This is a genomic window from Micromonospora sp. NBRC 107095 (assembly GCF_030269705.1).
Taxonomy (GTDB): domain Bacteria; phylum Actinomycetota; class Actinomycetes; order Mycobacteriales; family Micromonosporaceae; genus Micromonospora; species Micromonospora parva.
In genome coordinates this window covers 91,671-113,356 of record NZ_BSTU01000002.1, presented here as the reverse complement: position 1 = coordinate 113,356, position 21,686 = coordinate 91,671, and the positions used below count along the sequence as shown (strand labels likewise).

The window sequence follows — 21,686 nt, the reverse complement described above, 5'->3', positions numbered from 1 at the left end:
CCGGCCCTGCGCCCCGACCTCGCGCACTCGACCTCGCGCACCCTGTCCCGCGCCCCGCTCCGCGCGCCAACCTCAAGATCGCGCTCGATCCTGGTTCTAGTTGCCTTCTGGCGGACGGAGGCCACTGGAACCTGGAAGTAGCGCGATCTTGAGGTGCAGTCGGGCGTGAATCGTTTACGACATCAGCTCCACAGCGGCTGTTCTGCGCCGACTGGCCCGCCTGCGCCGACTGGCCCGCCTGCGCCGACTGGCCCGCCTGCGCCGCGCGGCCGGGGCGGGCCGGTCGGCGCGAGATCAGCCGCGCAGCCAGACGGTCACGTCGGTTGGGACCGCGCCGTCGTCGTCCAGTGCCGCGCTGGCGACGAGCACCTCGGCGCCGGCCGGCACCGGTACCGCTGTGGCACCGAAGTTGGTCAGCACGGTCAGCTCACCGTTGCGGAAGCTCAGCACCTCGTCGCCGGAGGACAACCACTCCAGGGTCCCGCGGCCCAGCCCGTGGGCACGGCGCAACCGCAGCGCCGTGCGGTACAGCTCGTACGTCGAGCCGGGCACGTCGCGCTGGCGGTCCAGCGCGTACTCCGCCCAGAGCGCGGGCTGCGGCAACCAGCTGGCGTCGGTCGGCCCGAAGCCGTACGACGGGGCGTCGGCCTCCCACGGGATCGGCACCCGGCAGCCGTCCCGGCCGCGCTGGGTGTGTCCGCTGCGCGCCCAGGTCGGGTCCTGCCGGGCCTCGTCGGGCATCGTGGTGTGCTCGGGCAGCCCCAGCTCCTCGCCCTGGTAGAGGTACGCCGAGCCGGGCAGCGCGAGCATCAGCACGGTGGCCGCCCGGGCCCGGCGCAGACCGAGTGCGGCGTCGGGCTGCGGGTCACCGATGCCGATGCCGTTGGGGCGTACGGTGCCGACCGGCAGGCCGAGCCGGGAGGCGTGCCGCACCACGTCGTGGTTGGACAGCACCCAGGTGGTCGGCGCGCCGACCGAGTCGGTCGCCTCGAGCGAGCGGGTGATCACCGCGTACTGGGCCGGTGCGGTCCACTCCGCGAGCAGGTATTCGAAGTTGAACGCCTGGTGCATCTCGTCCGGGCGGACGTAGCGGGCCAACCGCTCGGCCGGTTCCACCCAGGCCTCGGCGACCAGCACCCGCTCGCCGGGGTAGCTGTCCAGAACCTGCCGCCACTGCCGGTAGATCTCGTGCACGCCGTCCTGGTCCCACATCGGCGGGCGGGGCTTGTCGATCTCGTTGCCGGAGAGGATCTCCTGCGGCTCCTGCCAGTCGGCCAGGTCGGCCTGCTTGATGAGGCCGTGCGCCACGTCGACGCGGAAGCCGTCCACCCCGCGGTCCAGCCAGAACCGCAGCACGTCAAGGAACTCCGCGTGCACCTCCGGGTTGTCCCAGTTGAGGTCCGGCTGCCCGGTGTCGAACAGGTGCAGGTACCACTGGCCGGGCTGCCCGTCGGCGTCGACAGTGCGGGTCCAGGCCGGACCACCGAAGACGCTCTGCCAGTCGTTCGGCGGCTGGTCGCCGCCCGGGCCCCGGCCGTCCCGGAAGATGTACCGCGACCGTTCCGGGCTGCCGGGCGTGGCCGGCAGCGCGGCCTGGAACCAGCGGTGCGCCGACGAGGTGTGGTTCGGGACCAGGTCGACGATCACCCGCAGGTTGCGGGACCGGGCCTCGGCGATCAGCTTGTCCGCGTCGGCGAGGGTGCCGAACAGCGGGTCGATGTCGCGGTAGTCGGCCACGTCGTAGCCGGCGTCGGCCTGCGGCGACGGGTAGAAGGGAGAGAGCCACACCGCGTCCACGCCCAGCTCGACCAGGTGGTCGAGGCGGGCGGTGATGCCGGGCAGGTCACCGATCCCGTCCCCGTCCGAGTCGGCGAACGAGCGGGGGTAGATCTGGTAGATGGCGGCCTCGGTCCACCAGCCGGTGGCCGGTTGGTCGGAGGAGGTCTGCTGCGTCGGGTCGGTGTTCAGGGTCGTCTCCCGTGTTGCGGTGTGTGTGGATTTCAGTTTGCCCGGGGCGGTGCTGTCGAATCCCGCACCACCAACCGGGTGGGCAGGACCACCGGAGTGTCGCAACCGGTGCCCCGTTGACTGACGACAGGGTTCGGCGGTCGGGCCCCGAGCGGGTCGAGCAGCATCTGTGCGGCGAGCCGGCCCTGCTCGGCGGCGGGCTGGGCGACGGTGCTGAGCCCGAGCACACCGGCCAGGTAGTGGTCGTCGATGCCGACCACGCTGACGTCCTGCGGCACCCGCAGCCCGACGTCGCGCAGGGCGGTCATCGCGCCCATCGCCATCTCGTCGCAGGCGGCGACGATCGCTGTCGGCGGCTCTCCGCGGGCCAGTAGTTCGGCGGTGGCCCGGTTGCCGCCGTCGATGGTGAAGGTGGACTCGATGTCCAGGGTCGGGTCGGGTCGCAGGCCGGCGGAGCGCAGCGCCGCCTGGTAACCCCGCCGCCGGTCGAGGTGGGTGGTGAAGGCCAACTCGTCGTCCGGGTCGCCGGAGATGTGGGCGATCCGGTGGTGGCCGAGGTCGATCAGATGCTTGGTGGCGACCCGCGCGGCGGCCACGTCGTCGATGCGTACGCACGGCCAGTTGGGCACCCTGCTGCCCGAGCTGATGGTGACTCCGGGCAGTTCCAGGCTGGCGAGCGCGGTCAGGTCGGCCGGACGCAGGGGCGTGGCGACCAGCATGATGGCGTCCACCCGCTTGTGCAGGTTGGCGGTGCGCAGGACCCGCTGGCGGACCTGCTCCCGGCCGCCCAGGTTGTAGAGCAGCAGGTCGTAGCCGGCCTGGTGCAGGTACTCCTCGACCGCTTCGACGACGGTGCTGAAGAACCACCGGGTGATGCGGGGGACGACCACCGCGACAGTGCCGGTGCGGCCACCGGCGAGCCGGGAGGCGCTCGGTGAGACCTCGTAGTCGAGCTGTTCGGCGGCGGCCAGTACCCGGCGCCGGGTGGCGGCCGAGACCGTCGGCAGCCCTCGCAGGGCCCGCGAGACGGTGGCCGTGGAGACCCCGGCCAGCCGGGCCACATCATCGATCCTCGTCACGGTTACCCCCGCTCGGTGCCCGGTGCCCGCCGCCGCCCGAGGGGCCAGGCGACGGCGGGCGCGCGGTCAGCCCTTGACGCTGCCGGCGAGCAGACCTCGCACGAAGAAGCGCTGCAGGGACAGGAACACGATGAGCGGTACGACGATCGACACGAACGCGCCGGCGGTCAGCCGTTGCCACTCGTTGCCCCGGGTGCCGGCCATCTCGGCCAGCCGGACGGTGAGCGGGGCGGTCTCGTCGCCACCGCCGGCGAAGATCAGCGCCACCAGCAGGTCGTTCCAGACCCAGAGGAACTGGAAGATGCCGATCGCGGCCAGCGCCGGGGTGATCAGCGGCAGCACGATGGTCCGGAAGATCTTCGGGTGGGTGGCCCCGTCGACCCGGGCCGCCTCCATCAGGTCCCCCGGCAGTTGCGAGATGAAGTTGTGCAGCAGGTAGACGGCGAACGGCAGCGCGAAGCAGGTGTGCGCGAACCACACCTGGGCGAACTTCTGTTCGTCGACCAGGTCCCAGGCGGGCATCAGGGTGACGCCGCCGAGGCTGACGCCGGTGGAGAAGAACTTCAGCAACGGCACCAGGGCCATCTGCAACGGCACGATCTGCAACGCGAAGATCGCGATGTAGGCCCAGTCCCGACCCCGGAAGTTGATCCAGGCCAGCGCGTACGCCGCCAGGGAGGCGAAGGCGAGCGGGAAGAGCACCGACGGGATGGTGATCGCCAGGGAGTTGATGAAGTAGCTGGCCAGCTGCCCGGACGACGATGACCGGCCGAACAGGACCTGCTGGTAGTTCTCGAAGGTGAACTGCGGGTTGGTGAAGGCCGTCCACCAGCCGGTGGTCTTGATCTCGTCTTCGGGCCGGAGCGATGAGATGAACAGGCCGAAGGTCGGGATGGTCCAGAGCACCGCGATGACGATCGAGACGAGTGTCGCGGTGCGGCTGTTCAGCCGCTTGCGGACCCGCCCGGCCGTGGTGGTCGGGGTGCCGTCGGTCTTCTGGGTGCCGGCGGCGACGGTGGGCGTTGCGGTCGTCATCTCAGCCCTCCCGCTGCTGACGGAGGTTGCGGATCTGGTAGATCACGATCGGGATGACCAGGATGAAGAGGAAGACCGCGAGCGCGGAACCCTGCCCGTTCTCGCCGTACCGGAACGCCTGGTTGTACATCTCGTTGGCGATCACGCTGGTGTCGTAGTTGCCGTTGGTAGCGGTCCGGACGATGTCGAAGACCTTGAGCGTGGCGATCGAGAGGGTCACCACCACCACGATCAGCGCCGGGCGGATGGTCGGCATGGTGATCTGCCAGAACATCTGCCAGGGGCTGACGCCGTCGAGCCGGGCGGCCTCGACGATGTCCGCGGGGATGGCCTTGATCGCGGCGGAGAGCACCACCATGGCGAAGCCGGCCTGGATCCAGACCATGATGACGATCAGCAGCAGCGTGTTCAGCGGTGATTCCAGCAACCACTGCTTGGGCTCGCCGCCGAGGCTGACCACGATGTGGTTGAGCAGGCCGATCTGGTCGCCGTCGCCTCGGTAGGCGTAGACGAACTTCCAGATGATGCTCGCGCCGACGAACGAGATGGCCATCGGCAGGAAGATCAGTGACTTGGCGACCGCCTCGAACCGGGCCTTGTCCACCAGCACGGCGTAGATCAGGCCGAAGCCCGTCGCCACCAGCGGGACCAGGATCACCCAGATCAGGCTGTTGGTCAGCACCCGGACGATCGAGTCGTCGGAGAACATCCAGCGGTAGTTGGCCAGGCCCACCCAATCGTTGCTGTCCTTGTCCATCAGGGAGAGCAACGTGGTGCGGATGGCGGGCACGACCAGCCCGATGGTGAGCAGCAGCACCGTCGGCAGCATGAAGAAGAGCGCGAAGAGCCCTTCCCGTTGCTTCGAGCGCCGTGGGAGCGGGGCGCCGCTGGCGGACGCGGCGACCAGCTGCGCCTCCCGACGGCGGGCGAACCAGGCCGGCACCACGTCGAGAAGCAGGAGCAGACCGCCCACCACCGCGACGAAAGCGATCAGCCCGTACATCAGCATGAGGAACTTCGGCTGCTCCTCAGCGAAGTCGAACTCCATCGACCCTCCCAGGTCCAGATCCGTCGGTGGGCCGGCCCGCGGGTGCGGACCGGCCCACCGCTCAGATCACTTCCAGCTGCTCTCGATGCCCTGGAGCACCGACGCGGTGTCCTTGCCGTTGATCCACTCGACCATGCCCTTCCAGAACGTCCCCGCGCCGACCGCGGCCGGCATCAGGTCGGATCCGTCGAAGCGGAAGACGCCGGTCTTGTCCTGCAGGATCTGGACGGAGAGCTTGTCGATCGGGCTGGCGACGTTGGCGATGTCCAGCTTGTTGTTCGCCGTGACCCAGTTGCCGAGCTTCGCGCGGCTGTTGACGTACTCGGCCGAGGCGAGGTAGGTCTGCACCGCCTGCACCTCAGGGCGGTCGGCGAAGCCGACGACGAACTCGCCCGCGCCGAGCACCGGCTTGCCCTTGGCCGTGTCGATGGCCGGGAAGTAGAACGCGAACGCGTCGCCGTCCTCGGCCACCTTGGTGCCCTCGGGGAACTGGTTGGCGTAGAACGACGCCTGGCGGTGCATGGCGCACTTGCCGGTGGTGACCGGCAGGCCGGCCTCACCGAAGGCGGTGGTGCCGATGCTCTTCACCCCGCCGAAGCCGCCGTTCATGTACTTCTCGTTCTTCAGGATCGTGCCGGCCCGGTTGACGGCGTCGACGATCCGCGGGTCGTTGAACGGGATGGCGTGGGTGGTCCACTGGTCGTAGACCTCGGGGCCCTGCGTACGCAGGATCACGTCCTCGATCCAGTCGGTGGCCGGCCAGCCGGTGGCGTCACCGGACTCGATGCCGGCGCACCACGGCTTGATTCCGCTCGCCGCGATCGTGTCGCTGAGCTTGATCATGTCGTCCCAGCTAGTGGGGACCGTCCAGCCCTTCTCCTTGAAGAGCTTCGGCGAGTACCAGACGAAGGACTTCACGTTGGCGCCGAGCGGCACACCGTAGAGGGTGCCGTTGACGGTGCCGTACTTCAGCCAGTCGGCCGGCATGTTCTGCTCGGCCATCGTCTTGGTGTCGGCACCGAGGGACTTCAGCTTGCTGGCGTCGGCGAACCGCTTGACCAGGCCCGGCTGAGGCACGAAGGCCAGGTCGGGCGCGTTGCCGCCGTCGACCCGGACCGGGAGCTGCGCCTCGAACTCGGCGTTGCCCTCGTAGTCGATCTCGATGCCGGTGCAGTCCTCGAACGTCTTCCAGGAGTTCCTGAGCAGGTCGGCCTCGGCGTCACGGATGGACGCGTAGATGGAGACCTTCTTGCCGTCGTGGCCGTCGTACTTCTCGTATGCGGCGCACTCCGCGGAGCCCGCGTTGCTGCTCTTCTTGTCGTCGCCGGTACCGCAGGCGGTGGCGCTGAGCGCCAGCCCGAGTACGCCGGCGATCACGAAGGCCTGGCGTGGTCTGGTGAAGACCGCCATGCCGTCCTCCTTCCTAGCCGGCGCGGTCTCGCTGGTGACCCGTCGCCGGTCCGATTGGGCGTGCACACATGTAAGCGCTTGCATCCGGCCGGGTCCACCCCCTGTCAGACACGACCGAGTAACAATCCGGAAACCTGCCGGCTGCCTGGTGGGCGCGCTCCCGGGGCACGCTTCGGACTCTTTCGAAGATTGGCGATATCTGTCAGGCTGGTGCGTACGCATCGAAGGTTTTCGACATAGGAGGAGCTGTATGCGAAAGCGGTGGATCAGCCTGCTGGTGACGGGTCTCTTGGTCGGAGGAGCGCTGGCGCCAGCGGCACCCGCGCTGGCCGCGCCGACCTTCAGGGTGCCGTTCCCGTGCGGGCAGACCTGGTCCGGGCAGACCCGGTCGGATCACAGCCCGGCGTACGCCATCGACTTCAACCGCACCGACGACTCCGGCGACCCGGTGGTCGCCAGCGCCCCCGGCACCGTCGACAGGGTCACCGACCTCGGCGGCACCAGCTACGGCAAATACGTCCGAATCAACCACGGGGGCGGTTACAGCACCTACTACGCGCACCTCAGCGGTTTCAACGTCTCGGTCGGGCAGACGGTCGGATACGGCAAGGTGATCGGCTGGGTCGGCAGCACCGGCGGATCGACCGGCCCGCACCTGCACTACGAGCAGCGCCTCAACGGTGCCGACATCCAGGTCCGTTTCAACGGCAGCCTCGCGCTCTACTGGGGCACCAAGAGCTACACCAGTGGCAACGGGTGCTCTTCGGGCAGCGGCAACGGCACCGTCGACACCAGCGGCACGCCGCTGACCGTCCGCTCCGGCCCCGGCACCGGGTACGCCTCGGTGGGCACGGTCGCCGACGGCACCCGGGTGACCATCGCCTGCCAGACCAGTGGCACGAGCGTCACCGGCACCTACGGCACCAGCACGATCTGGGATCGCATCGGCGCCGGGCGGTTCATCGCCGACGCGTACGTCTACACCGGTTACGACGGTTACATCCCGAACGTCCCTCGCTGCTGAGGCGGCGAAAGGCCGGTCTTCGGCGGGCGGACGCCCGCCGAAGATCCGCCGGTCAGGCGTTCAGCCGCCAGATCGACAGGTTCAACGCGGCGGCGAAGGTGACCCAGGCCCAGTAGGGCAGCATCAGCGCGGTGGCGACCCGGGACACCCGGGCGAACAGCACCACGGTGAGGCCGATCGCCAACCACATCACCACGATCTCGGCGAACGCCAGTCCGTACTGCCCCGCGCCGAAGAACAGCGGGGTCCAGATGGCGTTGAGGAGCAGTTGGGCGGTCCAGGCCCAGAGTGCGGGGGAGAAGCCGACCCGTCGCCACACCAGCCAGCCGGCCACCGCGATCAGCGCGTACAGCAGCGACCAGACCGGGCCGAACAGCCAGGACGGCGGGGCCCAGTCGGGCTGCCGCAGGCTCGCGTACTCGTCGGTGGTGCCCTGCACGCCCAGCCCGCCGATGGCGGCAGCGATGAAGACCGCCACCCCGAAACCGATGAGGGCCCACCACTGGCGGCGACCGGAGGTCCTCGGGGCGTCCTGAGATGTCTCCATAGTCAAGATGTTTCCGCGGATCGGCGGTGGCAAACCGCCGGACACGAAAGCGCCGGGATCGCTGCGACCGGTGCCTCTGTCGGGAGGACGAAGCTCCGGTCGCGGCGACCCCGGCGGGTCCCGGTGTTACCACTGATGAGCGCTAATTGAAGATGCTGACACCACCCGGGCCGACCAACAGCCCGACGACGATGAGGACGATGCCCCACAGGATCTGCCGGCGGAACAGCGCGAGGATGCCGGCGACCACGAGTACGACTGCGAGAATCCAGAGAATCAGCTCCATGACCTCTGACTACCCGACTGGCCGATCGGGGAAACCTGGTCGGTGTCGAGTTGATCGCCGACGTGGAAGACGCTGTACGCCTGCTTGATCACCGGGTGTGCGACGTTGCGGACGCGTACCCCGCCTGGGGTCGTGCCGCGCTCGGTGCCGGCGTGCGCGTGCCCGTGCACGGCCAGCGCCGTGGGCGCCGAGTCGATCGCCTGCCCCAGCTGGTACGACCCAAGGAACGGGTAGATCTCCAACGGTTCGCCGGCCAGCGTGTCCGGCACCGGCGAGTAGTGGGTGAGCGCCACCAGCATGTCGCAGTCCAACGAGCGCAGCGCCGCACCGAGCCGGTCCGCGCTGTCGGTGGTGGTGCGGACGAACGCCTTCATCTCCGGCTCGCCGAAGTCACTCGCGCACCGGCCGGCGAACCCGCCGCCGAAGCCCTTCACGCCGGCGATGCCGAGCCGACCACCAGCGCAGTCCAGCACGACGCCGTTGCCCTCCAGCACGGTGATGCCCGCGTCCTCCAGCACCTTGACCACCTGCGGCACCTGGTCACACTGGTGGTCGTGGTTGCCCAGCACGGTCACCACCGGTACGGCCAACCCACCAAACTCCTCTGCCACGCAGCGCGCCTCGGCCTCGGTGCCGTGCCGGGTCAGGTCCCCGGCCAGCAGCAGCACGTCGGCGCACTCCGGCAGCTCCTCCAACGCCGGTCGGAACCGACCGACGACGTCCTCGTCCAGATGCACGTCGCCCACGGCGGCGATCCGGATCACCATGGAACCTCCCTCAGGGCAGTTGCTCGATCTCCGTGGGCGCCTGCGCGCGGATCACCCCGATGTCGCTGGTGACCGGCACGTCCGGGAAGCGCTCCGACACCAGACGCAGGATCTCCTCCCGCCGGTGCGGGCTCTCCACCTCGCCGTAGAGCACGAGGGCGCGTTCCCGCCGGATCACGGTGATCCCCTGTTCGGCGACGGCGGGGTCCTCGACGAGCAACCGTTGGATCTCCGCTTCGACGTACTCGTCCGGTGGCCCGGCGTCGATGTCGCGATGGTGGGTCACGATGTCCCCTCTCCTGGTTGGGTGCCGGCGGCCGGCACCACCTCCAGCCGGTCCAGCAGCACCAGGAACGCCTCGGCGTACGGCGAGTGCTGCGTCTCCTTGCGTACCCGTTCCCAGTCGATCTGCTCCCGCAGCGAGCGGGCCAGTGGCAGGCCACGGGCGAAGTCGCAGTAGTGCTGGGAGAAGCTGAGCAGTTTGTGCACCATCAGCTGGGTGGCGGACAGCACCGGCATGTGAATCGCGTCCACCGGCCGGATGACGGTGTCGGCGAACGTCTCCTCGGTCACCGGCGTCTCGATCGGCCGGTGGATCAGGTCCACCATCCGGCCGTCGTCGAAGACCTTGACCAGCCAGTCCTCCGGTGGGCGTTCGGCGACGAAACCGGCGGCCACCAGGGCCTCCAGCGCCTGTTCCACGTCCACTTCCCGGATCAGGAAGTCGACGTCGTGATCGCTGGAGTGGCCTCCGTGGGCGTAGACGGCGAAGCTGCCGCCCAGGGCGAACGGAATCTCGGACTGCTTGAGCACGGCGGCGACCTTCTTGAGGGTGTGCACAAGACTCTCGTCCCCGCGCTCAGCCATCTGGTTCCTCCGTCGTCGTGTTGGTGGACCGGCGGTTGGATTTCAAAGTCCGGTACCCGGCATTCCGGTCGGCCACACCTGCCGGTGTCGCGGTCGGGCGTCAACAGGGATGAAGCATGACAAACCTCGCGGGGCCAGTGCGTCGGTCGGATAATCTGTGGAGAGTGGCCAGATCATCGGGGATGCGACGACGCAAGGCCCGGTTGCGCACTGTCGCCCTGATCGGCATCGACGGTTCGGGCAAGACCACCCAGGCGCACCGGCTGGCCGACGCGCTGACCGCCGCCGGGCGTCCCGCCAGGTACCGGCGCAACGCCAGTGGCCGGCGCTGGCTCGGCCGGCTCGCCCGCCGACTCGGCCGGGCCGACGCACAACGGCTCGTCGGGCGCGACGGCGTGCTGGCCGTGGAATCGGTGCTGCGCTGGCTCGCCATTGCGATCGCCCTGATCAGCTGCCTGCTCACCGGCCGGACGGCGGTGATGGACCGCTACTCGGCCTGCCAGTACGCGAGCATCCGGGCGCACGGCGGGCAGCGTTGGGAGCGGCTCGCCCGGGCCGGCTACCGGCTGTTCCCGACGCCGCAGGTGACCTTCCTGCTCTCCGTCGACCCGGCAGAGGCGTACCGGCGCATCGAGGAACGCGGCACCGATCACGAGACGATGGGGTGGCTGACCGCCGCCGACACCGCCTACCGGACGCTGCCCGAATACCCCACCTTCGTGTTGGTGGACGCGGGCCGCCCGGCCGAGGAGGTGACCGAGCAGATCCAGGCGCACCTGGAGACCTGGCTGCCGTCGTCCGCGTCGGCCGGGGACGACCTGGGGCCGGTGGCGGCTCAGGCCCGTCCGTAGACCGGAACGGTGGCACCGCTGGTCGGGGCCGACTCGTCCGACGCGAGGAACCGGATCACCGGCGCGATCTCGGCCGGGGTCACCCAGCGGGAATGGTCGGCGTTGGGCTGCGCGGCCCGGTTCGCCGGGGTGTCGATGACGCTGGGCAGCACGGTGTTGCAGCGCACGTGCTGCGACCGGTACTCCACCGCTACCGCGTTGGCGAAGGCCAGCACCGCCGCCTTGGCCGTCGAGTAGCCGGCCGCGCCCCGGAACGGGGCGACCGCCGCGCGGGCCGAGACGCAGACCACCGCGCCGCCGCCGGCCGCCACCAGGTGCGGCAGCGCGGCCTGGGTGACCAGGTAGGTCGGCCGCAGGTTGACGGTGAGCATCCGTTCGAACTCCTCGACCGGGGTCTCGTGCACCAGCCCGCCGCTGGCGTACCCCCCGACCAGGTTGACCACCGCGCGCAGCGGTGCCGCCGGGTCGCCGAGCGCGGCCTCGACCGCCTGCGCCACCCCCGCCGGGTCGGCCAGGTCCGCGACCACCGGGACCACCCCGGCTGCCGCCGGCTCCGACCCGGGTCGCGCTTCCCGCTGCGGTACGACCACCCGCCAGCCCGCCTCGACGAACGCGGTGACGACCGCCCCGCCGAGCCCACCGGTACCTCCGGTCACCACCACGCTGCGCTCCGCCATACCCTCACGCTAGCCCCCACCCACCCCCTGCGTCGATCATGAAGTTGTTGCCGTGACACGCCGATCCGGGTGGCAACAACTTCATGATCACCGTCTGCCGTGGGCAGAGTGGTTGGGCTGGTCGGGTGCCGGGGGCGAGACTGCCGGAGTACGGCGGCCTGATGGACCGCGACGCCCGACCTTCTCTGCACGCCGGGTTGGCGATCCGTCCGCTGCCGGACACCGTTCGGGCGACCGCGTCCTGGATGGCAGCGCATCCGGCCGCCGTACGGCAGGGTGGTCTCGACCCGGCGGATGAGGCGGTGGTCCTGGGGGAGTGGCAGGCTGTGCGGGACCGGTGATCCCGGCCGCCGACACTTTTCCCTACCGGACAGTCATAGTTGACGCTCACGCCTGGTGAAAGTAAGTTTCACCCGTGGCGAAGAGTCCGAAGATTTCTGCGAGTCACGAGCCCGGTGGACTGATCGTCCACATCAGTGGGTTGCTGCCATCGCTGTCGCCCGCCGAGCAGCGGGTCGCCCGGCTGGTCGTCTCCGACCCGGCGGCCGCCGCCCGGCGGACAATCACCGACCTCGCCACCGCAGCCGAGACGTCGGAGGCGACAGTCATCCGGTTCTGCCGTTCGGTCGGCATGGACGGTTACCCCCAGCTGCGCATCCGCCTCGCCGCCGAGGCCGCCCGGCGGATCGAGCCACCGGACGCCCGGGTGGTCGGCGGTGACATTCCGCCCGGTGCCGACCTCGCCCAGATCATCGCCACCATCGCGTTCAACGACGCCCGCGCCGTCGAGGAGACCGCCGAGCAACTCGACCCTGCCGTCTGCGAGCAGGTGGTCGAGGCGATCAGCGGCGCCGGTCGGATCGACATCTACGGCGCCGGTGCCAGCGGCTTCGTCGCCTCGGACTTCCAGCAGAAGCTGCACCGCATCGGGCGGATCGCGTTCTACTTTCCGGACGTGCACACCGCGCTGACCTCGGCCGCCCTCCTGGGCCGGGGCGACGTGGCGATCGGCATCTCGCACACCGGCACCACCTCCGACGTGATCGAAGTGCTGGAGCAAGCCCGCACCCGCGGCGCCGCGACAGTGGCCCTGACCAACTTCCCGCGCTCGCCGATCGCCGACGTGGCGGACTTCGTGTTGACCACGGCGGCCCGGGAGACCACCTACCGCTCGGGCGCGACGGCCAGCCGGCTGGCCCAGCTCACCGTGGTCGACTGCCTCTTCGTCGGGGTGGCCGCCCGCAACCGTGCCCGGGCCCGCAAGGCCCTGGAGGCGACCGCCGAGGCGGTCCAGTCGCACCGGGTGGGTGCCAACCGGAGGCGGGCATGACGGCCGGTGCGGAGATGCCCGCACCGCCCGCTCGCCCGACGGTCCGGGTGGGTGCTCCGACCGAACGGCGTAACCCGCTCAGCGTCGACCTGGACCTGATGTCGACCCGGGACGTGCTCACCGTGATCAACGACGCGGACCGGCGGGTGCCCGCCGCTGTCGCCGCGGTGCTCGACGAGATCGCCACCACCGTCGACCTGGCGGTCGAGGCGCTTCGCGGCGGCCACCGGGTGCACTACTTCGGTGCCGGCACCTCCGGCCGACTGGGCGTGATCGACGCGGCCGAGCTGGCCCCCACCTTCAACTCGCCCCGGCACTGGTTCTGCGCACACCTCGCGGGCGGCCCGGACGCCATGTGGCGGGCCGTGGAGGACGCCGAGGACGATGACCGGGGCGGAGCGGTCGAAGCGGCCAGTTGCGTCCGTGCCGGGGACCTGGTGGTTGGTCTGGCGGCCAGCGGACGCACCCCGTACGTCCTCGGGGCGCTCGCCGCAGCCGGCGCCATCGACGCTTCCACCGTGCTGCTCTGCGCCAATCCGGAGGCGGAGGCCGCCCGGTCGGTCGACGTGTTCATCGGGGTGGACACCGGACCCGAGGTGGTCACCGGGTCGACCCGGATGAAGGCGGGCACCGCGCAGAAGTTGGTGCTCAACACGTTCTCGACCGCCGTCATGGTGCGCCTGGGGCGGGTCTACTCGAACCTCATGATCGACATGGTGGCCACCAACGCGAAACTCCGCGGACGAATGATCTCGATTCTGGTCGAGGCGACCGGCTGCTCGGAGGAGATCTCCCGGCAGGCCCTCACCGAGGCCGACGGTGACCTGAAGACGGCGCTCGTCTCCCTCGTCTCGGGCGCCGAGATCGACGCCGCCCGGGCCGCGTTGGCCCGCTCGGCGGACCAGGTACGCGGCGCCCTCGCCCTGCTCGCCTCCTAGCGCCGCCCACCCCGGGAAGCGAACGGGGCTTCGGATTGTTCATCTGGCCGGGGGGTAATAACACTCCCGTGGATGAACCGACCGGTTCACCGGTGCGTATCTGGCAGTGAGCAGGATCGCATCGTGGTGGTGACCCGGGTCGCTGTCCCCCCGCGGCGGGCGGTGTTGCCATGGTGCGGTAACCCGTACGTGGTGCCCAATGGTGAGCCCACCCGATGGGGTGCTGACAGCAAACATGGACCGTGCTCTCAGCTACTACTCAGGCATTCGTGACACTTTCGACTCACGGCGAGGAATCCCCGACACGTCTCATCTGTTGTGTAGGTGTCAGCACCGATGGGCACAGCAGAAGTTACCAGGGGCTGACAGGCGTGGGAAATGGCAAGGAACCGGGCAACCGGCGCGAGCGAGGGGACCGTGGGCAACGTGGACAAGAACATCGGCATGCGAACCGACGAGGTTGCCGAGGAGCGCGACCTGGTCGGCGTCTACCTGCACGAGATCTCCCGGACGCCACTGCTGGACGCCGCCAAGGAGGTCGATCTCTCCAAGGCGATCGAGGCCGGCCTCTACGCCGAGCACCTGCTCGGTGAGGAAGCCGTTCCCGCCGGTGTCGACCGGGCCGACTTGCAGTGGCTGGTCGTCGAGGGGGAGCGGGCGAAGGACCTCTTCATCCGCGCCAACCTCCGGCTGGTCGTGTCGATCGCCCGGCGCTACGTACGCTCCGGGATGCCCATGCTGGACCTGATCCAGGAGGGCAACACCGGCCTCGTCCGGGCGGTCGAGAAGTTCGACTACGAACGTGGATACAAGTTCTCCACCTACGCCACCTGGTGGATTCGGCAGGCGATCAGCCGGGCGATCGCCCAGCAGGAGCGCACCGTCCGACTCCCGGTGCACCTGGTGGAGGACGTCAACCGGATGCGCAACGTGGCGCGGCAGCTGACCCGCGAGTTGGGCAGCGACCCGGAGCCGGAGCAGATCGCCGCCGCCCTCGGCGTCACCGTCGAGCGGGTGAACGAGCTGCGCCGCTGGTCGCAGGACACCGTTTCGCTGGACACCCCGGTGGGTGACGACGGCGACACGAACCTCGGCGACCTGGTCGCCGACAGTGACGCGCCGTCGCCCGAGGACATCGTGCTCAGCGGCCTGGAGCGGCAGCGCATCGAAGGGCTGCTCAACCACCTCGACGACCGGTCCGCCGGCATCATGCGGGCCCGCTACGGGCTGGAGGACGGCCGGGAGCACTCGCTCACCGAGGTCGCGTCCCGGTTCTCGCTGTCCCGCGAGCGGATCCGGCAGTTGGAGATCCAGGCCCTCGGCCGGCTCCGTGAGCTGGCCCGGGCAGAGGGGCTGCAGGCAGCCTGACCTGGTAGTAATGACGGCGAACGGCCGGCGTCCGATAGGGGGACGCCGGCCGTTCGCCGTTGGCCGAGCGTGGTCAGCGAACCCGACCGTAACCCTGGATGGGCATCATGTTCATGCCGCGCTTGAGCACGTTGCGACCGGCGCTGGGCGCGTCGATCACCTGGCCGCCGCCCACGTAGAGGGCGACGTGCCCGAGCCCGCTGTAGAAGACCAGGTCGCCGGGGCTCAGGTCGCTTCGCCCGATGTGGGTGACCGCGCTCCACTGCATCCGGGTGTTGTGCGGCAGGGACTTCCCGGCCGCCCGCCAGGCCGCCGAGGTCAGCCCGGAACAGTCGTACCCGTTCGGCCCGTCGCCTGCCCACACGTACGGCTTGCCGATCGCGCCGAACGCGTAGCGCACCGCTGTGCCGGCGGCACCCGACACGGCGGGCACGTTCTTCGCCTCGTTCTTCGCCGCCGTGGGCTCGGGTCGTTCGGTGGCGGCCCCGTACGCCTGCCGGCGCAGCTCGTACAGCCTGGCCAGGTCCTGCTCGATCTGCTTCTTGCCCGCCGCGAGCTGGCGAGCCTGCGCGGCCTGCCGGGCCAGCGTGGCGTCCAGGCTGGCCTTCTCGTCGAGCAGTCGCTGCTGATTGACGGTGAAGCCGGAGATGCTCGCCTGCCGTTGGCGGGTCAACTGCTCGACGGTGCCGAGCCGGTCCAGCAGCGTCGCCGCACCACCGGGACGCAGCAGCGCGTCGGCGGTGCGCAGGCTGCCACTCTTGTACGCGGTGGAGGCGATCTTGGCAACGTCGGCCCGACTCTGCTCGACCTGCTGTTCGAGCGGGCCGATGCGGGCCTGTAATCGGGCCACTGCGGCCTCGTTCGTCTTGATCTCCTCACGCAGCTTGTTGTACGACTCGACGACCCGCTCCAGCTCCGCCGAGGACGTCTCGATCCGGCGGGTCAGCTCGGCGGGGGACGGCTCGGCCCGGGCCACCGCCGTCGGGGCGATCAGCGCGGCGGACATGCCGACCAGCGCCACGGTGCGCAGCAGATTCCTCAGGGATGACAAGAGCGAAAGGCCCCTCTCCCACGGCCGCCGGGGCTGCTGACGCCCTCGACGACACCGGCCGGGGCCATCCGGGCGGACGGCACTGGGCCGGACCGGCTCGCCCAACCTAACCCGGGACGGATGTCGCTCGCAGTTGAAGCAGTGGCGAAAGTTGGCAGAGTTGCCGGTCGTGGCCGGTGTGTTGGGTGGCGTCATCGTGGCTGATGACAACTCAGAACAGGCGAACATCGCCCTTTTCGAGGGCCACTGACGGATATGCGACTTTCGTCGTTCCCGGCGTATGCCGCCGGATTCCTGGTCGCCATAACCGATAAAACCTGAAATGGATGCTGTTTCTCGGCGATGTCACCCGCCGGGGCGGGCTGTCGGGAGCCCGCAAATGCCCAGGTCGACTGGCAATGGCGAAACACAATGAAGTCCGGAGCCGGGAATCCCGTCGGCAGGTAGCGATGACTGCCACTGGCGGTCCAGCCGGCCAACCGTCCCCTGCGGGAGGAACCGTGAATCGTGAAGGCGCAAAGACGCGACCGCCGCGAACGGTGCCGGGCGCCCGGTCGACCCTGCTGTACGCGCGGCCCGGCATCATCGTGACCGTCGACCGGTTCACCGTCGGTCGGAACAGCTACCGGGTCGCCGACCTGACCCATCTGCGTACCACCCGGGGCCCGCACGACCGGATCGCCGTCCGGGCCGTCGTCCTCACCGCCAGCATGCTCGGCGGTGTGGGGGTGCTCCTCGGCTTCACCGGCGGTCTGCAACGTCTCACCGCCGAGGCGTACCTGATCCTCGGCGCGGTGTTCCTGCTCCCGGCCGCGCTCGCAGTGGTCGGTGACCGCTGGCGGCCGCCGCCGCACGAGCTGTGGGGGTGGTACCGGGGAACGGAGGTGCTGCTGTTCAGCGCCGACGACGAACGGCAGTTCGGCCAGGTCACCCGGTCGCTGCTGCGGGCCCGGGAGGTCAACCGCTACGGCAGCTGGGTCGATCCGCTCGCCGCGGCGGACCCGTGGCGGCCCAACCGCTGACGCCCCGACCCGCCCGGGTGATCCTGCGACGGGCTCAACCCACCCGCTTCCTGACCACAGCCGGTTCCCGCAACTGCCGTAGCTCCCCGACGGTAGGTCAGCCGGCGACCGTCTCCGGGGTGCGCTCCACCGGTCGGGTCAACCATCCGCTGACCCGGCGCTCGGCGTAGAACGAGACGAACGGCACGGTGCCGGCCAGCATCACCAGGAGCATCCGCTTCAACGGCCAGTCGGCCCGCCGGCTCAGGTCGAACGCGGCCACCAGGTAGATCATGTAGAGGAAGCCGTGCGCCGGCCCCACCGTCTCCACGACGACCGGGTTGTCGAACGCGTACTTCAGCGGCATGCCGATCACGACCAGCAGGATCAGCACCACGCCCACGATCCAGGCGATCACGCGGTACCGGGTAAGGGCAGCGCCCACCGTTGTCCGTCCTTCCGAGCCCGGCTCAGCCGGGATAGTCACCGGGCCGGGCACCCGGATTGGCGTTCAACCATGACAGGTAGTGGTTGTAGGCGGCCAGGTCGGTGTCCTCGCCGACGTCACCGGTGGCCGGCACCCGGGACACCCGCACCGGTCGACGTACCGCCGGTCGGGACCCGGTGGTGACCATCGGCGCCGGCTCGACGGCCGGGTCCACGGGCGCTGCGTCGGCCTCCGTCGCCCTGCGGCGGGCCAGCTTCACCTCACGCCACCAGACGTACACCACGAAGCCGGCGAAGATCGGCCACTCGACCGCGTACCCCCAGCTCAGGCTGTTGCCGGCGGTGGCCCGGCTGATCTGCCACCAGCCCAGCCCGAGGAAGCCCACGACCAGCACGACCATGGCCACGTGGCGCGCGATCCACGCCGGAGTCCAGAGCCGCCTCATGACATCGAGGGTACCGGGGACGCCGCCGGTCTCCGACACCGTGTCGTAGTTGTCGCCTCGTCGGCGTGGTTTGGCAGCACCTCGCCTGGGCAATCGTCTAGACGCCAGCCCAAACGAGATCAAGGGGGGCGATCATGACCGGATCGGTACGTGAGGACGGCTTCGCGTCCAGCGGCGGCGCGGATATGAGCCCGGAGCAGCGGGTGCCCGAGTGGGGCGGCGACGAGCTGGCCGACCCGGCCGGCGCTCCCGGTCTCGACGGCGATCTGCTCGGCATCGACCCGACGGAGCTGACCGACGAGGACCTGATCCGCGAGATGCACAGCCTGCACCGCACCCGCCTGGACACCCTGCGGCACGCTGCGGACTCCGCACTCGCCAACCACCTGCGACGCACGGCGGAGCTGGAGACCGAGTACCTGGCCCGCCACCCGGGCCGCGAGGTCGATCCCAGCCGCCTGCGGGACGCCTGATGCCGGCGCGCGCCGTACGCGGCATGTCCGCGCCACCCGAGGTGGTCTTCAGCACGGCCACCGACCCCGACCGTGCCTCGGCCTGGCTGCCGGAACCACTGCGTGGCGACGGCAGCCCGGCCGCGGAGATCAACGGCGACGAGCTGCGTGCCCGGTGGGGCGACACCGACGACTGGTCCGCCGAGATCCGGGTCGAGCCGGCGGATTCCGGTGGCGCCCGGATCGAGCTCGACCTGGCCGACGGGTCGGGCGGGCCCGGGCCGGACCAGCTGGCCGACCAGGCGCTCACCAACCTGGCACGCGAGGTCGCCGACAACCTCCAGGCCGGCTGAGCCGGCCGAGCGGGACGCCGTTCCCGCCACCACCACGACACGTGAGGAGATCGGGTGAGCGACACTGGCCTGCGACAGAAGGCGGCCCGGCTGCGCCGGGCGTACGCGCCGCACGAACACCGGCCGCTCGGCGGCTACCTGGTGGCGATGGGCGCCTACGCCGGGGTGACCGGTGCGCTCGCCGGCCTGGTCAAGGCGACCGGTCGGCCGGTGCCGGAGCGCCCCGCGCCGTCCGACGTGGTGCTGCTCTCCATCGCCACGCACAAGCTGAGCCGGCTGCTGTCCAAGGACGCGGTGACGAGCCCGCTGCGGGCGCCGTTCACCCGCTACGACCGCCCGATCGGCAGCGGCGAGGTGATGGAGCAGGTCCGTGACTCGGGCAGCCCGACCCGGCACGCCATCGGCGAGTTGCTGAGCTGCCCGTTCTGCCTGGCCGTCTGGGTGGCAACCGGGCTGACCGGTGGCCTGGTCCTCGCGCCTCGGCTCACCCGACTGGTGGCCACCGCGCTGACCGCGGTCGCCGCGTCCGACTTCCTCCAGATGGCGTACGCGACGGCCCAGCAGGCAGCCGAGGGCGGGCACGACGACGACTGATCAGCACGCACGAGAAAGGGGGGCCGGCGGAAACCGACCCCCCTTTCTCGTACCCCTCACCGCTGCATGCCGGACCAACCGTGCGGCGACTCCGGCTCCCGTTCGTGCTCGTCCGCCCCGGTGATGATGTCCCGGTCCACCGCCGTGCGGTCGTGCTCGTTCGCGAAGTCCGGCTCAGGCGTGGTGTCAGTGCCCTTCGGCGGTTGACCCAGCGCCGGCATCTTCTCGTCGTGCTCCTCGTCGTGGTGCGTCATGTGGTGTCCCTTCTGCTGTCGCTCGGGCGGCGGAGCTGGCACCGGCGTTCAGCCGATGGACCCGCCCAGCAGGTCGCTGGCCTCGTCCACCGCGTACTCGCCCTCGGGCAGCGCGTCGATCCGGGCGAGCAGGTCCGGTGGGAGTTCGGCGGCCACGGCCCGGCGGTAGATGTCCGCCTGGGTGACCCGTTCCTGCCCCCGGTAGACGTCGTCGAGCAGGTCGTCGAGGGCCCGGGTGTCCGGCTCGCCGGCCACTGATGCGTCGTCGGTCACGTCGATCAGCTACCCCGGGCGGAATCGGTCAAACGTCACCCCGGACCGGTGGCGGCCTGGGCTCCGGTCGATGGCCTCGCGAACCTTCCTTTGCTCTGCACCCGCCCAGGCGACAGTCACGCTCGGTAGGTGGTGCGCGGACGGGTGCAGAGCAAAGGAAGGCAAAGAGGTAGTGGGGGCGAGGGTGATGTTGCCCGGCCCTCTCGGTCGAGCCGGGTCCGCCGGGTTCGCCAATACAGACAGCGCCGCCCCCGGCCTTGTGGGCCGGGGGCGGCGCTGGTGTCGGTGTGCAGGTCGCCTCTCGGCGAGTGGCGCTACGCGGCTCCAGCCGGACGGTATTCCGCGAAGGCTATTTAGGTGAGGCCCGGGGACACTGGACACACCGACACCCCAGACAACGAGCCGACCCCCGCTCGTGTTCCGTGCGGCCCGGTGTCGGCGGTCACACCGTCGTCGGCACTGTGGCCCGCCGGGCCCGCACGGCCGAGGCGAGGTGGTCGAGCACCTCGGCGGTGTCGTCCCAGCCTAGGCAGGCGTCGGTGACCGACCGGCCGTACTCCAGCTGCCGGGTCGGGTCGAGCTCCTGTCGGCCGGGCAGCAGGAACGACTCCAGCATCACACCGGTGATCCCGCGCTGGCCGGCGGCCAGTTGCGCTGCCACGTCCGCCGCCACCAGCGGCTGGTTGCGGTGATCCTTGCCGCTGTTGGCGTGACTGGCGTCGATCACCAGCCGCTCCGGCAGGTCGGCGGCGCGGAGCAGGTCAAGCGCCCCGGCGACCGACGCGGCGTCGTAGTTGGGCCGGCCGCCCCCGCCGCGCAGCACCAGGTGCCCGTCGGTGTTGCCCCGGGTGTGCATGATCGCCGGGGTGCCGGAGAAGTCGATGCCGGGGAAGACGTGCGGAACCCCGGCGGCGCGGATCGCGTCCACCGCCGTGCCGATGCTGCCGTCCGGGCGGTTCTTCATGCCGATCGGCATGGACAGGCCGGAAGCCAGCTGCCGGTGCACCTGGCTCTCCACGGTGCGGGCGCCGATCGCGCCCCAGGCCACCGTGTCCGCGATGTACTGCGGGGTGATCGGGTCGAGGAACTCGCAACCCACCGGCAGGCCGAGGCGCAGCACGTCGAGCAGGAGCGCCCGCGCCAACCGCAGCCCGGTGTTGACGTCCCCGCTGCCGTCCAGCCCCGGGTCGTTGATCAGGCCCTTCCAGCCGACCGTGGAGCGTGGCTTCTCGAAGTAGACCCGCATGACGATCAGCAGGTCGTCGGCGAGCCGGTCGGCCGCCGTCCGCAGCCGCTGTGCGTAGTCGAGGGCGGCAGCCGGGTCATGCACCGAGCAGGGGCCGACCACCACCAGCAGGCGGTCGTCCTCGCGGTCGAGCACGCGCCCCACCGCGCGGCGGCCGGTCAGTACGGCCGACGCGAGCGGGGGATCAAGGGGTAACTCGTGGTGCAGCAGGGCGGGGGTGGTCAGCGGCACGACACGGTCGATCCGCTGATCGCTGACCCGATCGGTCTCCGGGGTCGTCACGGTGGGCATCCTTCCGCCGACCGTGCCCGGGGCCGGTGCCCGGGACGAGCCGGCTGCTCGTACGCAAAAGGGCAGGAACGATAGCTCCTGCC

At 70.3% G+C, this 21,686-nt stretch carries 26 protein-coding genes and 1 pseudogene; 10 read left to right on the top strand and 17 right to left on the bottom strand.

Going from position 1 to position 21,686, the window contains the following annotated elements; translation table 11 throughout:
• Nucleotides 1–294: 294 nt before the first annotated feature.
• The 5 genes from QSK15_RS12855 to QSK15_RS12835 all read right to left on the bottom strand — a co-directional run bounded on the left by QSK15_RS12855 (nucleotide 295) and on the right by QSK15_RS12835 (nucleotide 6,540).
• Nucleotides 295–1,968 carry a glycoside hydrolase family 13 protein gene (locus QSK15_RS12855; RefSeq protein ID WP_285795104.1) on the bottom strand — a complete coding sequence of 558 codons (1,674 nt, stop codon included), beginning with the start codon at nucleotides 1,966–1,968 and terminating at the stop codon, nucleotides 295–297.
• Nucleotides 1,969–2,000: 32 nt separating this feature from the next.
• Nucleotides 2,001–3,047: a LacI family DNA-binding transcriptional regulator gene (locus QSK15_RS12850; RefSeq protein WP_285794468.1), complete on the bottom strand. Its 1,047-nt coding sequence runs from the start codon at nucleotides 3,045–3,047 to the stop codon at nucleotides 2,001–2,003.
• 66 nt (nucleotides 3,048–3,113) lie between these two features.
• The gene (locus QSK15_RS12845; protein WP_279519291.1) at nucleotides 3,114–4,082 is read right to left on the bottom strand and encodes a carbohydrate ABC transporter permease; all 969 of its coding nucleotides are present in this window, start codon (nucleotides 4,080–4,082) and stop codon (nucleotides 3,114–3,116) included.
• Between the two features lies 1 nt (nucleotide 4,083).
• Nucleotides 4,084–5,130, bottom strand: coding sequence for a carbohydrate ABC transporter permease (locus QSK15_RS12840; RefSeq protein ID WP_285794467.1), 1,047 nt, complete (start codon nucleotides 5,128–5,130; stop codon nucleotides 4,084–4,086).
• A 66-nt stretch (nucleotides 5,131–5,196) separates the two neighbouring features.
• Nucleotides 5,197–6,540, bottom strand: coding sequence for an ABC transporter substrate-binding protein (locus tag QSK15_RS12835; protein ID WP_279519293.1), 1,344 nt, complete (start codon nucleotides 6,538–6,540; stop codon nucleotides 5,197–5,199).
• Between the two features lie 250 nt (nucleotides 6,541–6,790).
• Here QSK15_RS12835 and QSK15_RS12830 point away from each other — a divergent pair, with 250 nt between their 5' ends.
• Nucleotides 6,791–7,564: a peptidoglycan DD-metalloendopeptidase family protein gene (locus QSK15_RS12830; protein WP_285794466.1), complete on the top strand. Its 774-nt coding sequence runs from the start codon at nucleotides 6,791–6,793 to the stop codon at nucleotides 7,562–7,564.
• A gap of 52 nt (nucleotides 7,565–7,616) precedes the next feature.
• Here QSK15_RS12830 and QSK15_RS12825 read toward each other — a convergent pair whose 3' ends face one another.
• From QSK15_RS12825 to QSK15_RS12805, 5 genes and pseudogenes are all read right to left on the bottom strand, one after another.
• Entirely contained in the window at nucleotides 7,617–8,111 is a 495-nt protein-coding gene (locus tag QSK15_RS12825) for a TspO/MBR family protein (protein ID WP_285794465.1), read from the bottom strand.
• 142 nt (nucleotides 8,112–8,253) lie between these two features.
• A complete protein-coding gene (locus QSK15_RS12820) occupies nucleotides 8,254–8,397 on the bottom strand; it encodes a GPGG-motif small membrane protein (RefSeq protein ID WP_007464364.1) in 144 nt (47 codons plus the stop codon).
• Complete coding sequence (locus QSK15_RS12815) at nucleotides 8,388–9,164, bottom strand: metallophosphoesterase family protein (RefSeq protein ID WP_091405690.1); 777 nt, start codon at nucleotides 9,162–9,164, stop codon at nucleotides 8,388–8,390. The genes QSK15_RS12820 and QSK15_RS12815 overlap by 10 nt, the downstream gene beginning before the upstream one ends.
• A 10-nt stretch (nucleotides 9,165–9,174) precedes the next feature.
• On the bottom strand, nucleotides 9,175–9,450 hold the full coding sequence (locus QSK15_RS12810) for a hypothetical protein (RefSeq protein WP_285794464.1): 276 nt from the start codon (nucleotides 9,448–9,450) through the stop codon (nucleotides 9,175–9,177).
• Nucleotides 9,447–10,034: pseudogene (locus QSK15_RS12805) on the bottom strand (nucleotidyltransferase family protein); the annotation flags it as partial. The gene QSK15_RS12810 and the pseudogene QSK15_RS12805, both read right to left, overlap by 4 nt.
• A gap of 179 nt (nucleotides 10,035–10,213) precedes the next feature.
• On the opposite strand from QSK15_RS12805, the gene QSK15_RS12800 reads away from it, so the two are divergent.
• A complete protein-coding gene (locus tag QSK15_RS12800; RefSeq protein WP_377617079.1) occupies nucleotides 10,214–10,882 on the top strand; it encodes a dTMP kinase in 669 nt (222 codons plus the stop codon).
• On the opposite strand, the gene QSK15_RS12795 is transcribed toward QSK15_RS12800, so the two are convergent.
• Nucleotides 10,867–11,559, bottom strand: a complete 693-nt coding sequence (locus tag QSK15_RS12795; protein ID WP_285794461.1) for an SDR family NAD(P)-dependent oxidoreductase — start codon at nucleotides 11,557–11,559, stop codon at nucleotides 10,867–10,869. The genes QSK15_RS12800 and QSK15_RS12795 overlap by 16 nt on opposite strands.
• 125 nt (nucleotides 11,560–11,684) lie before the next feature.
• On the opposite strand from QSK15_RS12795, the gene QSK15_RS12790 reads away from it, so the two are divergent.
• The 4 genes from QSK15_RS12790 to QSK15_RS12775 all read left to right on the top strand — a co-directional run bounded on the left by QSK15_RS12790 (nucleotide 11,685) and on the right by QSK15_RS12775 (nucleotide 15,195).
• Nucleotides 11,685–11,900: a hypothetical protein gene (locus tag QSK15_RS12790; protein ID WP_285794460.1), complete on the top strand. Its 216-nt coding sequence runs from the start codon at nucleotides 11,685–11,687 to the stop codon at nucleotides 11,898–11,900.
• Between the two features lie 74 nt (nucleotides 11,901–11,974).
• The gene (locus tag QSK15_RS12785) at nucleotides 11,975–12,889 is read left to right on the top strand and encodes a MurR/RpiR family transcriptional regulator (RefSeq protein ID WP_030333314.1); all 915 of its coding nucleotides are present in this window, start codon (nucleotides 11,975–11,977) and stop codon (nucleotides 12,887–12,889) included.
• Nucleotides 12,886–13,827 carry an N-acetylmuramic acid 6-phosphate etherase gene (locus QSK15_RS12780; protein WP_279519304.1) on the top strand — a complete coding sequence of 314 codons (942 nt, stop codon included), beginning with the start codon at nucleotides 12,886–12,888 and terminating at the stop codon, nucleotides 13,825–13,827. Before QSK15_RS12785 ends, QSK15_RS12780 begins: the two co-directional genes overlap by 4 nt.
• Nucleotides 13,828–14,205: 378 nt before the next feature.
• Entirely contained in the window at nucleotides 14,206–15,195 is a 990-nt protein-coding gene (locus QSK15_RS12775; RefSeq protein WP_285794459.1) for a sigma-70 family RNA polymerase sigma factor, read from the top strand.
• A gap of 73 nt (nucleotides 15,196–15,268) precedes the next feature.
• Here QSK15_RS12775 and QSK15_RS12770 read toward each other — a convergent pair whose 3' ends face one another.
• Entirely contained in the window at nucleotides 15,269–16,246 is a 978-nt protein-coding gene (locus QSK15_RS12770) for an NlpC/P60 family protein (protein ID WP_285794458.1), read from the bottom strand.
• A 500-nt stretch (nucleotides 16,247–16,746) separates the two neighbouring features.
• Here QSK15_RS12770 and QSK15_RS12765 point away from each other — a divergent pair, with 500 nt between their 5' ends.
• Nucleotides 16,747–17,268 (top strand): DUF6232 family protein, encoded by a 522-nt coding sequence (locus tag QSK15_RS12765; RefSeq protein WP_279519306.1) that lies wholly within the window; start codon nucleotides 16,747–16,749, stop codon nucleotides 17,266–17,268.
• Nucleotides 17,269–17,365: 97 nt separating this feature from the next.
• On the opposite strand, the gene QSK15_RS12760 is transcribed toward QSK15_RS12765, so the two are convergent.
• Entirely contained in the window at nucleotides 17,366–17,692 is a 327-nt protein-coding gene (locus QSK15_RS12760) for a DUF3817 domain-containing protein (RefSeq protein ID WP_285794457.1), read from the bottom strand.
• A 25-nt stretch (nucleotides 17,693–17,717) separates the two neighbouring features.
• Nucleotides 17,718–18,140: a hypothetical protein gene (locus QSK15_RS12755; protein WP_285794456.1), complete on the bottom strand. Its 423-nt coding sequence runs from the start codon at nucleotides 18,138–18,140 to the stop codon at nucleotides 17,718–17,720.
• 131 nt (nucleotides 18,141–18,271) lie between these two features.
• Here QSK15_RS12755 and QSK15_RS12750 point away from each other — a divergent pair, with 131 nt between their 5' ends.
• From QSK15_RS12750 to QSK15_RS12740, 3 genes are read left to right on the top strand one after another with little or no spacing between them, the layout of a single operon-like run.
• Nucleotides 18,272–18,613, top strand: a complete 342-nt coding sequence (locus QSK15_RS12750) for a DUF6158 family protein (protein WP_377617835.1) — start codon at nucleotides 18,272–18,274, stop codon at nucleotides 18,611–18,613.
• Nucleotides 18,613–18,945 carry an SRPBCC family protein gene (locus tag QSK15_RS12745; RefSeq protein ID WP_030333338.1) on the top strand — a complete coding sequence of 111 codons (333 nt, stop codon included), beginning with the start codon at nucleotides 18,613–18,615 and terminating at the stop codon, nucleotides 18,943–18,945. The genes QSK15_RS12750 and QSK15_RS12745 overlap by 1 nt, the downstream gene beginning before the upstream one ends.
• A gap of 54 nt (nucleotides 18,946–18,999) precedes the next feature.
• Complete coding sequence (locus tag QSK15_RS12740) at nucleotides 19,000–19,539, top strand: DUF1360 domain-containing protein (protein WP_030333340.1); 540 nt, start codon at nucleotides 19,000–19,002, stop codon at nucleotides 19,537–19,539.
• 56 nt (nucleotides 19,540–19,595) lie between these two features.
• Here the strand turns inward: QSK15_RS12740 and QSK15_RS12735 are convergent, their stop codons facing one another.
• The 3 genes from QSK15_RS12735 to QSK15_RS12725 form a co-directional block, all read right to left on the bottom strand.
• On the bottom strand, nucleotides 19,596–19,793 hold the full coding sequence (locus QSK15_RS12735; protein ID WP_285794454.1) for a hypothetical protein: 198 nt from the start codon (nucleotides 19,791–19,793) through the stop codon (nucleotides 19,596–19,598).
• Nucleotides 19,794–19,841: 48 nt separating this feature from the next.
• The gene (locus QSK15_RS12730) at nucleotides 19,842–20,075 is read right to left on the bottom strand and encodes a hypothetical protein (protein WP_377617833.1); all 234 of its coding nucleotides are present in this window, start codon (nucleotides 20,073–20,075) and stop codon (nucleotides 19,842–19,844) included.
• Between the two features lie 433 nt (nucleotides 20,076–20,508).
• Complete coding sequence (locus QSK15_RS12725; protein ID WP_285794452.1) at nucleotides 20,509–21,603, bottom strand: 3-deoxy-7-phosphoheptulonate synthase; 1,095 nt, start codon at nucleotides 21,601–21,603, stop codon at nucleotides 20,509–20,511.
• Nucleotides 21,604–21,686: the final 83 nt, after the last annotated feature.